Here is a 13874-nt window from a genome sequence, read left to right as displayed (position 1 = left end):
GACCGCATCACCAAACGCGGCGAGGCCACGGAAGATAGTGCGTGATGGCCCAACGTATTCAGCGAAACAGGAGTACGGGCTGGACTACGCCACTATGCGTATGTGGGTGCGGACGCAAAGCGATCTACGTAGGCAGGCCGGGCAGGTGGGGCAACCCGTTCAGGATCGGTAGTCGGTACGACTTGAAATTCGATGACGGTCACCGAGCGGGGGAGATCAACTCACGGCAGGATGCTGTAGCCGCGTTCGTGGATTGTTTGTGGGGTCACTACGAGTGCAACGCATTCAGCGGATATCCCACCATTGCCGAGATCCGCGACGAGTTGCGTGGCCACGACCTCATGTGCTGGTGTCCGCTCGGCTCCCCGTGCCACGCGGACGTGCTGCTTGAGATCGCGAACCGAGGTGAGCTGTGATGGCTGTTGTATGCACTGACTGCCAACTTGGTCGCCACAAGCATCACTTCTACGGCCCGAACGCGCCAGAAGTTGCCAGCGGATTGGTTGAGGTCGGAGACATCGCTGACTGTCCGCGGCCGGTACAGGGCCACGACTGTTTATGTGACTGGCGTGGGCCCGGTAAGACAGCGCACCCGCTTACTGTGCGCCACTGCCCGACATGCCAGTGTGGCGCCTTGTAGTTGCGGGTGTGGGGCGACGCTCTCGCGCCACAACCGGGCTGGGGAAGAACGCGATCCACACGATTCGATAGAGAAGCCCCGGCGAGTGGTGGACACTCTGCCGGGGCCTGATCAAACCCGAGATGGGGGAGCGGCTGTCCGGGTGACCAGCGTCAGCTGCGACTGGGCGAACTCGCCTTACGGGTCGTCGACTTCGATGCTGGCGTCGCGGTTTTCTTGGCGGTCTTCGGGCTTCTTTCGGGTGCGGCCTTCGGCGCCTTGGAGCGTGCGGTCTTCGGCGCCTTGGAGCGTGCGGTCTTAGCGGCGGTCGCCTTCTTTGGTTGTGATCTCTTGGCCGGTGCCGCACTTCGTGACGAGCTCGCGGTGGTCGTCTTCTTTGCCGCCGTAGTCGCATTCTTCGTCTTGGCGGCGGTTCGAGTGGTTGCCGACGTCTGGCTACCTCGACCGACTGCTACACCTGTACGCGGCAACTTCTCCGACCCCGCGACGATTGCCTTGAACTGCGATGCTGGGCGGAACGCCGGCACATTCTTTGCGCGCAAACGGATCTTCTCACCGGTGCGGATATTGCGAGCTGTCCGCGGGGCGCGGCGTGCCTTCTCGAACACGCCGAACCCGACGATCGTGACGTTCTCTCCCTTGCGGACTGACCGCACGATGGTGTCAACGATCGAGTCGACTGCTGCGGTCGCCTCAGCCCGGCCGATGTTCGCGCTTTGCTGGACGTGGTCGATCAGGTCGGTCTTGTTCATCACTGCCTCCGCAAGCTGATTCGGGAACGAAACGCACGTCACGTGCCCCCCGTGAATGACATCACGAGCGTAATCGCCGGTTGCACAACGTGACAAATACTGCACCCGCGACTAGTCAACGTGTCTCACATATCAAGTGCCGCAGCCCTGATCCCTCACTGCAACGCTGAATCCAGCCACCAGCCGAGCCGAGAAGGGAACCAGCCGATGCGCCTTGTTGATTCAGTCGTCCGCGCACTGAACACGCTGCACGACCTCAACAACCCCACTCACGGGCCGTTGACGGCTGACCAAGTCGATGCACTGCGCGGGTTCCCCGGCTGGGGGCCTGTGGCTCCGGTATTCGACGCCGATGTGCCGAGCACATGGCAGGCGCACGCCGCGAACGTGCTCACCGCAGCGGGCGACCTGCCGCTCGACGCGGCCCGCGATGTTGTCGATACCAGCTTCTACACTCCCGCTCCGATCGCTGAACACATGTGGACGCTGCTACAGCGCACAGGATTCGGTGGGGGGCGTGTCCTCGACATCGGATGCGGCACCGGCCGATTCCTCGATACCGCGCCAGCAGGCCTGCCGATCGGCTACACCGGCGTAGACGCCGACCCGGTCGCCACGTCTATCGCATCGTTGCTTCACCCCTCCGCCACCATCATCACCGGCACCGTCCCGAAGGTGTCGGTGGGTTTCGGCTACTCGGCAGCTATCGGAAACGTCCCATTCTCGAACGCGCAGGTGTACTTTCCGGGCGAAAGTCAGCGGCAACCGCTGCACACCGCATGCTTGTTGCACATCATGCGCGCGTTGCGGCCGGGCGCGTACGCGGTCATCGCCACGTCCCGTTACGTTGTCGATCAAGCGTCTGTGCCGCAGCAGCTTGAAGAGGTCGCGGAGTTTGTGGAGGCGCTGCGGTTGCCGTCTGGCGCGTTCCCCGGAACTGACACAGTCGTTGACGTCGTCGTGTTGCGTGCCCGCACACCCAGCGGGTTTGTCTCACGCTGGCCGACGGCAGGTCGGATGCAGTTGCCGGTCGCCGACGGTGCACCGGTCGCGGTGAGCGACTACTGGTATTCGCGGCCCGATCAGATCGCGGGAACGATGGAAGCGACCGCGTTCAGTCGGGCGCCGCTGCGGGTGGTGTCGGCGCGACGCGACCGCGACATTGCTGCCGCATTCGCTGCGACCGCAAGCCGTCTGCACGCCGCTGCGCCTGCACCGTTACCTGATGTGCTGGCAAATGTTCCGTTGACCGACAGTGACGGCCGCCCCGAAGGTTCATTCCATCTGATCGACGGCGCTGTGTTCCGTGTTGTCGACGGGCGACTTGCGCCGGTACATCGTGCCCCGGGCGAGCTTCGCGCCCTGATCACACTGCGTGATGCCGCCCAAGCACTCATCGACGCCGAGTCGGACTGGGATTGCACCGACGACACATTGCGCCCGTTGCGTGAACGGGCGGCGCGGCTCTACCGCGACTACGTCGCAACGTTCGGGCCGCTGAATCGGGGGACGCTTCGGGAAGGCAAGATTGATCCCGACACCGGCGCGCCCCGCGTGTCATGGCAGACGCCGTCATTGGGCGGTTTCCGCAACGATCCAGACGCGGCGGTGGTTCTTTCTCTCGAATGCTATGACCGGGACGCCGACGAAGCGCAACCAGCAGCGATCCTGACGCGAAGAGTCAATCGGCGCCCGCATCGCGCCGTCACCGCCGACAGTCCTGCCGCCGCCCTGGCAATCAGTCGCGGCGAGGGCGGCATCGACCTCTCGCGTATCGCGGGTTTGCTGGGACTGGATAGCGAGGCTGCGGCGTTCGCCGCGCTGGGTGATCTCGTGTTCCGGGATCCCGATAGCGGGGCTGTTGTCTATTCGGCCGACTACCTGTCGGGCAATGTGCGGGTGAAGCTGGCCAGTGCTGAGGTGGCAGCCGCGACTGATCCTCACTACGCCCGCAATGTTGCAGCGCTGCAGGCTGTGCAGCCGGAGTGGCTGGGTCCCAGCGAAATCCGACTCGAATTGGGGTCACCCATCGTCACATCTGATGATGTGGAGGACTTCTGCCGAGAGGTGTTCGGGCTCAGCTATGCCAGGGTGATCTATGAGCCGCTGGTCAGCCGGTGGGAGGTGACAAGTGCCGCTGCCGGAGAGCAGGCGAGAGCCGAGTACGGGACTTCCGAAAAGACGCCAACCGAGCTGCTGCAATCCGGCCTCAACGGCAAGATCCCGGTCGTGACCCGCAAGGTGGACACGCCGGACGGCCGCATTCGCACGGTGAGGGATCACGCTGCGACGGAGTCAGCGGTGGTGGCGTTGAGCAAGATCGGGGACCGCTTCTCGACGTGGTTGTGGGAGGACCCGCATCGTGGGCGGAGGCTCGAGCACGACTACAACATGCGGTTCACTTCGCATGTGCCGCGCACCGCTGACGGCAGCTACCTTCCGATGCCGCGTTTGGCTGCCGACAAACAGTTGTGGCCGTGGCAGAGGGACTGGATTGACCACGCGCTAGCGTTACCGGCCGCATACTGTGCATTTGACTGCGGCCTCGGTAAAACGCTTGCCGCCCTTGGGTTATCGGTGACTTTGCGCGAGTTTGGGATCGCGAACAAACCACTCATTGCGGTGCCCCTATCGGCGTTGGAACACTTCGCGATCGCCGCCCGCCAATACTTTCCGACGGCGCACTTCCTTGTCGCCGGCCCCGATGATCTGACGGGCAGTGCGCGACGACGCTTGTTCGCTGCACGCTGCGCCACCGGCGATTTCGACGCGGTCATCATGACGCACGAACAGCTGGGTTCGCTACCGATGCCTGTGGAAGTTGAGCGTGCCTGGCTGCACGAGCAATTACAGGAAGCACGCAGCCACTACGCGGAGCAAGGCTACAATGCGAAGAGGACTGCGAAGCGTCTGAGGACACTTGAAGGCCAGCTCGATCAACTCCGTCACGCAGTCAATGATCCCACTCTCATCACGTTCAATTCCCTTGGGGTGGACCACATTACTGTTGATGAGGCGCACAAGTACCGTCGCTTGTATGTGAACAGCACGTCCGACGGGTTCAGTCTCGGGCACTCACAACGCGCCTCCGACCTCCACCTCAAGCAGTGGTCGCTGAGACAGCATCGCGGGAACCGGCCTGTATATGCCGCGATGTCCGCGACACCTTTCACCAACTCGCTCGCCGAGGCGTACGTCGCTTTGAAGTTCTGCGCTCCGCAACGTCTTTCGGATGCTGGTGTTGAATCGTTCGATGCGTGGGTTGCCACGTTCATCCGCCAGGAGACCGTGATCGAGGTCGCCCCCTCCGGAGGTATCAAGGCGACGCGACGGCCCTGCGTCGTGCAGAACGTGCCGGAACTGCGGTCGATGCTCACCGAGTTCATGTTCGTCAAACGCGCCGCCGATGTGGGCATTCCACTACCCGAGGCCCGCTTCCACACGTGCGTCGCCGAACCCAGCGCCGCCGCCGAAGAGTACATGCAAGTACTTGCCTCCCGCGCCGACGCCCTACGTGGACGCTCCCGGTTCGCGCACGCACCAGACGACGACAACATGCTCAAAGTGTGCACCGACGGCCGCAAACTCGGCCTCGACATCGAGTTGCTACCGGGCATGCGGCCCGAGCATCCCGAGACAGTCACGAAACTTGTTCTCGCAGCCGACAACATCGCAGCCATCTACCACCGAACCCGCAACGTCAGCATTCCCGGCTCACCGGTTCCCGGACTCAGCCAGATCGTCATGTGCGATCTCGGCACGCCCCGCGCCGACGGAACCCAAACCTACGGGCGGCTGCGTGCACTGCTGCTCGCGCGTGGTGTGCCGGCCGCGCACATGCGGTTCGCCCACGACGCCAAGTCAGCGAAGGCACGGCAGGCGATGTTCAGCAGTTGCCGGTCAGGTCATCTGCCGATCATATTCGGCAGCACACCGCTGATCGGAGAATCAGCAAACCTCCAAACCCGTTGCACAGCCTTACACCAGCTGGACCTAACGTGGACCCCGGCGGCGTTCCAGCAGCGCGTCGGGCGTGCGATACGATTCGGCAACCTCGCACCCGGCGGCGTCGACATCTTCACCTACGTCACCGCCAGAACATGCGACGGATTCATTGCCGGTTTGATCCGCCGCAAAAGTGAGAGCTTCGCTGCGCTGTTCGACCCCACCTCACAGATCCGTGAGATGGTCGACGTCGGCCGCGCCGAACTCAGCTATGCCGAACTACAGGCCGCAGCCTCCGGAAACCCGCTACTGCTACGGCGCAACGAGATTGCCGGTCGAATCCGCACTCTCCGAATCGGGCGGGCGACCGTACTGCAGAACGCGGTGACCGCGCGAGAAAATGCCGACACACACAGCCAACGCGCTAAGAGGTTACGTCGAACACGCGACCTGCTCGACCATCTGCTGCCACACATCGACACGCTAGCCCGACACCACTGGGATCTCCCCGCGATCGGTGGTGCCACCACCAGCGGTGTCGCCGGCGATCAAGTTCTGGTCGCCTCCACCAGCAGGAAACTTGGTGCGGCACGCATAGAACTCGCTGTCGGTAGACGCCGCTACACCGCCCACCATGTCGCAACCATCGACGTACCACCCAAGGTGCTACGCCGCGACGGCATCGCAGTAAGCCGCTGGATAGCTAAAACGATCCGCGAATGGATCCGACAGCTACCCGACACCGTCGCCCGCCTCGACGCCGACATTGTCGCGGCCGAGCGTCGCGCCGACGACGCCCGTACAGCCGCAGCCACCATCACCTTCGACAAACAAGCCGAACTCGACCGTGCCCTGGCCGAACTCGACGCCCTCGACGAACAGATCGCCGACACCGCACAAGAGGCCGCATAGAGCGGCGGGAGCGCGGCAAGGGGGAGCGCACCATCACAGGGTGGGCGGCGAAATCGGCTCAGTACGATGCGCGCATTCACTCGACCACAGAGGAGGATGCGGCATGGCTGCCCACCCGTCGTCATCAACACGCGCCGCAACGCTGGCCACCCTCGACCGGCTGATCGCCGAAACGAAAGCGCGGCGCAGTGAACTTAGCGCCGAGATCGTGAGCGGAAAGCAGCGAGAGCAGCAACTTCGTGACGCTGTTGACGATGCGCGGCGCGCCTACCGGGCCACCAACGACGGCATCGCGGAATCGGCGCGCGCCATCGAGATCGCCCTCCTGTCCGGAGCCGACCGCCGCACCGTGCGCGCGATGCAACGCCAGCACCGGCAAGCTGAGGACGACTCCGACATCGAGTATCAGCAGCGCAGACAACGCTGGGACCACCGGGCAGGCGACGGGCCCGTACGTGGCTGTCCGGTCGGCGACAACCACGCCCTGCGCGCACTGCTCATGCAGGACGTCGTGGTCGGCAGCTACCGGCACGACCCGACGGTCGACACAGTGAAAGTCAAGGTGCTGCGGCCCGGCGTCAAGAAGGCCTACGCGTTCGTTCACGTACCCGCACGCGACCCGATCACCCTCACCTACGTGTTCGAACACATCCTCGCCGACGATGATCTCGCTGCCCGAGTCTTCACCCGACTACGCCTGCCAGCCAGCAACTACCAGCGTCTACGGGCCGCCGGCACCGACAGTGCAGCTACCGCGCCAACCGCAACCCGATAGCTACCGTCAACACCATGCCTCAACCACGACTACGCCTCATCGACCACGGCGCAACCTGGGTGCTGTACAACCCGCTGCGCAGCGGCGCAGCCGATCCCGCGGCAGTGATGCCCTCTGTGCTCGAGCGCTACGATCGCGCACCACGCACAGCTGCCAGCGCCGGAATCATCGCCGGCATCGCCGTCTTCGGGTTGCTGTGCCTGACAACACCCGTCGTCGGTGCCCTCATCTCAGGTTTGGCAACCGGAGTTGTGCTCGCCGCCGTCATCCGCTGGCACAGCACCCGCAGCCTCACCGCAGCAGAACAGTCCATCACCGCGCTCGACGAAACACTCGGCCCACGGAAATGGTCGAGCGCCTCCCTACGCACCCCGGCAGTACACACCGAATGCGACGCCGCCAAACAGGCTGCTCTCACCATCAGCACCTCGCGCGCGGTGTCGCGCGGTGCGCTCGGCGATCCCGACATGATTCTCACCGACCTCAACGAAGCGCTGTGGGAGATCACCCAGCGTGCCACGGCCGTCGACGCCCGCAACCACCTCCACCGCAACACCACTTCACAACTCGCCAACACCGGTGACGCCACCGACAACGACCTACTGAGCGTCGCCGACGCAGCGCTCAACGCCGACCTCACCGCACTCCACGCCAGCGTCCAGCAACTCGACGAGCTTGCCGCCCGGGTCAACGACATCGACGCCGCACTCAACGAACCGACCATCACCCACCAGCTGCACGCCGTCATCGCGCCGATCCCCACCGACGTCGACCCCAGCGCCCTCGAACGGCTTTCCGCCCAACTCGACGCCGCCGACATCGTGCTGCGACACGGCGGCTCCCGCCCAGACCCGGACAGTGACGACCGCACGTAACGCCTGCGATCGTCGTGCAACACCCTCGCCTCACGCACACCCAACGAACGGCACATCAATGAGCGACACCGTTGACGAGCTCCTGCAGCAGCTCGACGCCGCCCAACAGCGGCTCGACGCCGCGCAACGGGTTCGCGACCTACGGTGGGCACAACACCGCGCCACCAACGACGGGATCGCCGAATCGATGCGCGCCATCGAACTGGCCGCCACCACAACGCAACGCCGCAAGCTGACCCGCCTACACGTCGCAGCCGAGCACACCGCACTAGCCGAATACGACACCCGCCGCACACGCTGGGGTGACAACGTCACCGGCGCTCTCCGCGCGCTGCCGTGCGGCGCCGATCCGACACTCACCACCCTGTTCATCACCCACAAAATCATGGGCAGCTACCGCTTCTACCCGGACCGCCCCGACACCCCCCGCACCGTCACACTGCTCAGGCACATCAGAACCGATGGCGCCATCAGCCGCAGCCGTCGCCGGTTCCGTGTGCCCGCCGACCAGCCGCTCACCTCACTGGCAGACGCTGTCACAGCACTGCACACCCTGCACCCCGAGCGGCTACGCGCGTTCGCCGACGACATCACCGACACCCTCATTGCAGCCCTGCCAGTAGCTGCCAACGCCGACAGCTGCCCGTAACGTCCCCGCACAACCTCTCGGCATTTGCGTCTGCCATAGGCAACAATGGGACTGTCCACGGAGCGTGAAGAGAAGGGCCGCTGCTGATGTGTGTTGCCGCCGACTGCCGCGGTGGTCCCTGCCGATGCTCGAATGACACCCTCACCCGGGCCGAATCCGCAGAGCGCGCCTATCAGCAATGCAGTCACGACATGCAAGCTGTTGTTGAGCAGTTAGAGAAGTCGCCGGCCACCAAAGAGGAACTGTTGGCGCGGCGCCCCGACCTGGCCGCAACCATCGAACGCTTCTACAACGCCGGCTTCGACATGCGCATAGTGGACGACCTGCACGACCCGGCGCACGAACCGATGCTCGTCATCGGCGGCCGATCCGCCGACCAGTCAACCCGCGCCGCGACGCCAACCACACCGGCGGCAGCGCCGACACCGCGCAGCACCAGCAGAACTGTCCACCCGTCGAAGGAAACCACCCACCAACGCCCAGCGAACGGGCTGCCCGACCCGACCACTTACGATCCGCGCAGCCCCGAAGGAAAGCTGCAGCGGCGCATCGAGAAAAGGGGAGGGGTGTGGGAGCAGCCCGCCCTGTTCGACCAGCAAGGGCAGCCAGTGCCCGCTAAGCGAATGGACACCAGCTACGGCCCGGCATGGGCGGTGTTCGGTGACCCGTCGTGCCGGGGTGACGTCGTCGCCTGGGTCAACGACTCGAAGGCTGTCGACGCGCAAGCACGGGTCAACGCGCTGTGGGGGAAGGGTTATCAGGTGGGCACAGTCCTCGCGAGATCGCAGGCAGTGCCGGACACCGTCGGCCGTAAGAAGGCGGCACGGGCTGTCCGAGTCGACGGCGGCTACGACCCCAACGCCAAGATCGTTGAGGCGTTCACCGCTGATCACTATCCGCGGCGGGCATGACGCCGGCCTGCGCTGCCGACCACCTCTCCCAGCCTTAGATGTTGCTGCCCTGCAGCTAAATCACACCGCCGCCCGTCGGCGCTGTCCGCCGATCGTCGGATAGTCCGCGACGACAGGTGCCCTTGTTATACGTGCACGCATTGCGTGCCGGGTAGCCGGTGCAATGATGCTGGCGCACAGTCACAGTGCCGCACCCTTCCGACCCGAACTGTTGTGATGGAACCACATCGAAGCCAACCAACTCCGAGAGGACCACACAATGACCGTCATCGACACTTCCACCGACAGCGCAACCACTGTCGCCGACCCCGTCGGCCGCGTCCGCGCCGACCTCGTCCTGGGCACCGACATCAGTCACGCCACCAACATCGACGACGCGCTCAAGATCGCTGGCCTCGACTGGGGCATCACCACCGTCGACGGCGACACCGGGATCTCGGTCATCGGCGATGACGGCGAGTACTCGGCGTTCGCACCGAACCGCAAACTCCTTCTGCGCGACGATAAGCCGATCGTGCTGGGCATGGTGGGCGCGACGTCGTACACGGTGGTGGAGAATCGGACCGCGTTCGCGTTGGCCGACAACGCACGATCGATGGGTGCTGTGTTCACCGCAGCCGGCGAACTCGACTTCGGTCGCAAAACGTTCGTCACCATGAATCTGCCCGAAGCGGGGATCGTCATCGGCGGTAAGGACGCCATTTCGTTCGACCTCCGATTCCGTGCCGATCATGCCGGAACTGGTGCTGTCACAATGGAATTGGAGGGAACGCGCTTGTGGTGTTTGAATGGCTGCACGACGCGCTTGTCCCTTCCGATCCGCTGGGTGATCCGCCACTGCTCGTCCGCTGAGGAGCGCATCGCCGCCGTTTCCACCGCCATGCGCGGCGCATTCCGGTACGCGAAGGAGTTCGCGGCGCTCGGTGAGCGCCTGATCAGCTCCCCGATGCGGCTCGACGACTACCTGGTCTACATCGACCAGCTGTATCCGCGGCCCGACGACGCCCGCAAGGCGGCTGTAACCCGTTGGGAGAAGCGCCGATCGGACCTGATCGGGCTGTATCGCACCAGCCAGCTGCAACAGGACGCCCCCGGCACTGCGTGGTCGGCGGTGGCGGCTGCCACCGAGTACGACCAGTGGTTCCGCAACGCCCGGTCGCCGGAGTCGCGGGCACGCCGCCAGTTCACCGCAGGTGAAGACAGCTTCACCACGCGGGCATTCGGACTCATCCGCGAGATGGCCGACGCCTGACCTGCGCCACCGGTTCGCCCCATCTCGCACAGCGAGGCGGGGCGAACCGCTATTCGGCCGCAGCTGTCCGAACGTCCTACCGTTCACCGTGGTCGTCGTCGTCGAACAGTTCTCGCTGACAGAACCCCCCACTAGGATCAGTAGCCACATACATCGAAGCCGAACAACATCATGAGGAGCCGCTGCCATGTGCATTGGCGAAAACGAACCACACGGCCCGAAGCGCTGCGCAGACGATGCCCGCCAGAAATGCCAAGCACGCACCGGCGAGCTCGAAGCCGCTCAAGCCTCCACCATGCTCCTCGAAGCTGACCACGACGACGCGGCCCTTCACCTGGAAATCCTCGAGGCCACACGGTCAGCGTTCCTCGGCGAGCTCACCCCTGAACGTGAGCTCGAGTTGGCTGAACGCATCGAGGCATGGGACGAGCAACACCAGATCGACCAGCTACGCGCCACCTTCGGCGCCACGCACCTCGACCCCACCAACGCACGCGGCCTGGGCATCGAGGAGGACACTCCGCAAGCGTGGGATCGGCGCATCGCCACGGTGGAGGACGCAGCCGTCAGTGAACGCGCCCAATGGGAACGTCTCGCCGAACAAACACGACAGCACCAGCTTGACGGAACCCTCACACCGCCACCCACATTCGATGAAGCACGAGAACAGTTACGCGACGAGTACGAGCACATGTGCACCGTGTGCGGCGACACCCCTACCGATCAGGGACTGGACGACTACACGCGCCTAGAAATGGCTGCCGCCGCCGGATATGACGAACATGCACGCGACACCCTGTCCGGCGCCTACACCGAGCAGTGGCGTGAGGAAGCCATCGCCTGCCATCGTGGCCGAGCACGACACATGGACATCGACGAAGCCCTCGACACCGTCGACGCACGCTGCGCCAGCGACGAACTCGACCAACTCGTCACCGCCCGCGACAACGCACGCCAGCACCTCGACTCCGTCACCGCCGAATGGGACACCGCCCGCGCGCAAACACCCCCAGACGTTGACGCCCTCAACGAGATTCGCCCCCGCCTCAACGACGCCTACGGCGACTACATGATGGCCCGCCAGGATCTCGACTACTACAAGGACTGCACCGCCCAATACGCGGCCCGCGCGGGCGAACTGCACACCGAACAGATGCCGCAGTTCGCAGGCAACACGCTCGGCTCCGCCAGCTACATCGGCGAATACGAGCAGTCCACCCGAGAATGGCTCGAAGCGCACCAGCAAGGGCTGGGAGGCTCCGACGCCGCCGAAGCACTCGGACTCGACGCCTACAGTTCACCCAAGTCAGTCATCGACAACAAGCTGCGGGCAATCACCGACGAGGAAGTCGCCCAACAGTTGCAGGGGGTGCGTGACCACACCGGTTCCGCCCCACGCGGCCACGCATGGGAACCGGTCATGGCCAAACAGTTCGCTGACGCCAACCCGGACCTCGTCGTCGCCCACACCAAAGCAGCGTGGCGCGGCGATCAGCCATGGCAGCGTGCACAACTCGACGCCGTTGTCCTCGACAAGAACGGCAACTATGTGTGCCCGTGGGAGTCGAAGACAGCCTCCGACCCAGCCCAGTGGGCAGACGGCATCCCCGTCAAGTATCGGGCGCAGCTGGCACACCAGATGGATGTCACCGGAGCCGACCGCGCCGCCATCAGCGTCAACATCGACGACCACGACTTCCGCACCTACTGGATGCGACGCAACGAACCAATCGACCCCAACGATCCGCAACGACGCACCTACGCCGACCGCAAACACGAGCTCGCAGCAGTGTGGGACAAGGTAGAACAGCAGCGTTCTGCGCCCGCCGACAGCAAGGCTCCACGGAAGAACAACGGCAGGTTCTCGTGGGTGAAGAACCCGAAGTCAGAGTCGTCGTTCGCCACCAACGACAGCACCGCACGCCAACTCGCGCGCTACCGCGGATGCAGCACCGACGAAGCGACACGCCTCATCCAGGAACGCGTTGCCGCCGGTGACACCGCCGACGCCGCTGTCCGCCACTGCTATCGCAGCTATCACCCCAGCCAGGATCCGCAACGCCGGTTCGTTGTTGTCGACTTCGAAACCAACGGCACCCACGCAGGCAAGCATGAGATCCTGCAGACCGGATACCAGGTCATCGACGGCTCCGGTACCGTGCACGAGTCGGTGAACTCCTACCACGACATCAACCCGAAGCTAGCTCCCACCATCGGCGTCGGCATGAAGGAAGTGCACCGAATCGACTATCACTCGCTCGCCGGCCGCACCCCGTTCAGCCACTCCCGTGAACGGGATCGGCTGCGCGAACTCGCCCAGGATCCCAACGTCACATTCGTCGCCCACAACGCGAACTTCGAAACGAGTATGCTCCGCGGACACGGCATCAACCCCGAACGGGTCATCGACACAATGAACCTGTCCCGCAAATTCGATCACGGTTCCACCGGCGCGAAACTGTCGGATTTCGTTGCAGCGCATGGGATTTCGTACGAGAACGCGCACGACGCGGCCGCAGATGTCTCGATGACAGCACGTGCACTGCTGAACTTCTGGAACGGTGTGAGATCCGCGCCTAGTTTGAATATTCCGGATCTATCGTGACCTTGTTTGTACTTGTCCGCGTGTATCGGGCCCGACGGCCGGGCGTCGACGTCTGGCGCCGCGGAGCGGTCCGGTGTGGTCGAGTCAGCCGACGAGGCTACATTCCGCGAGCGTGCGTTTGAGCGGGGTTAAAGGCGCAGTACTGAAAGCGACGGACCTTCAACCCCGTGGTTCCGGGCAGTGAAACGTCGCGAGACCAGCCGCCTTCTCGCGCGCTGTATTGGGGTCCTCGTCGAAAGAACAGTAGGCGGTTGGAAGAAGAAAAATGTCGAATTGTGCTGCGGGACAACGGAGATAAGAAGGCTATGAGGGGCCTGGGGGCACTCCTATATACGTCACCAATGGTGAGTGTACCGGGCGATGGCAGTTCGACCGAGAGCGGAAGCGAGAGGGCCCGTTGCTTGTTCTGCAGCCATAAACTCTCTCACTCAGCGTGGTCGACCGTCTGTGGGCGGCGTGGACAGGACTGCCATCGCGCGGAGCTTTGACGAGATCGCGTGCCACGGCCGGGTCAGGAGGAGGTGAACCGGTGCGTCGGGGCGCCCGGCGGATGGGTCA

Annotated in this window: 9 protein-coding genes; 8 read left to right on the top strand and 1 reads right to left on the bottom strand. The window is 64.2% G+C overall.

Features of this window, described 5'->3' with window-relative positions; all coding sequences use genetic code 11:
• Window positions 1-44 precede the first annotated feature (44 nt).
• Window positions 45-416 carry a DUF4326 domain-containing protein gene (locus GOOTI_RS25345; protein ID WP_007240458.1) on the top strand — a complete coding sequence of 124 codons (372 nt, stop codon included), beginning with the start codon at window positions 45-47 and terminating at the stop codon, window positions 414-416.
• 376 nt (window positions 417-792) lie between these two features.
• Here the strand turns inward: GOOTI_RS25345 and GOOTI_RS20170 are convergent, their stop codons facing one another.
• A complete protein-coding gene (locus tag GOOTI_RS20170) occupies window positions 793-1392 on the bottom strand; it encodes an HU family DNA-binding protein (RefSeq protein WP_007240457.1) in 600 nt (199 codons plus the stop codon).
• A gap of 207 nt (window positions 1393-1599) precedes the next feature.
• On the opposite strand from GOOTI_RS20170, the gene GOOTI_RS20165 reads away from it, so the two are divergent.
• The 7 genes from GOOTI_RS20165 (at window position 1600) to GOOTI_RS20135 (ending at window position 13316) form a co-directional block, all read left to right on the top strand.
• Entirely contained in the window at window positions 1600-6249 is a 4650-nt protein-coding gene (locus tag GOOTI_RS20165; RefSeq protein WP_007240456.1) for a helicase-like domain-containing protein, read from the top strand.
• A 103-nt stretch (window positions 6250-6352) separates the two neighbouring features.
• Window positions 6353-7024: a hypothetical protein gene (locus GOOTI_RS20160; protein ID WP_007240455.1), complete on the top strand. Its 672-nt coding sequence runs from the start codon at window positions 6353-6355 to the stop codon at window positions 7022-7024.
• 14 nt (window positions 7025-7038) lie between these two features.
• A complete protein-coding gene (locus GOOTI_RS20155) occupies window positions 7039-7899 on the top strand; it encodes a hypothetical protein (protein ID WP_007240454.1) in 861 nt (286 codons plus the stop codon).
• Between the two features lie 58 nt (window positions 7900-7957).
• Window positions 7958-8548 carry a hypothetical protein gene (locus tag GOOTI_RS20150; protein ID WP_007240453.1) on the top strand — a complete coding sequence of 197 codons (591 nt, stop codon included), beginning with the start codon at window positions 7958-7960 and terminating at the stop codon, window positions 8546-8548.
• Window positions 8549-8739: 191 nt separating this feature from the next.
• Window positions 8740-9459: a hypothetical protein gene (locus GOOTI_RS20145; RefSeq protein ID WP_039994446.1), complete on the top strand. Its 720-nt coding sequence runs from the start codon at window positions 8740-8742 to the stop codon at window positions 9457-9459.
• Between the two features lie 259 nt (window positions 9460-9718).
• Entirely contained in the window at window positions 9719-10711 is a 993-nt protein-coding gene (locus GOOTI_RS20140) for a DUF932 domain-containing protein (RefSeq protein WP_007240451.1), read from the top strand.
• A gap of 187 nt (window positions 10712-10898) precedes the next feature.
• The gene (locus GOOTI_RS20135) at window positions 10899-13316 is read left to right on the top strand and encodes a YqaJ viral recombinase family protein (protein WP_007240450.1); all 2418 of its coding nucleotides are present in this window, start codon (window positions 10899-10901) and stop codon (window positions 13314-13316) included.
• Window positions 13317-13874 lie beyond the last annotated feature (558 nt).

It is taken from the genome of Gordonia otitidis NBRC 100426 (assembly GCF_000248075.1).
Classification (GTDB): domain Bacteria; phylum Actinomycetota; class Actinomycetes; order Mycobacteriales; family Mycobacteriaceae; genus Gordonia; species Gordonia otitidis.
The sequence above is the reverse complement of the archived record's forward strand: the minus strand, read 5'-3'. Positions and strand labels throughout refer to the sequence as shown.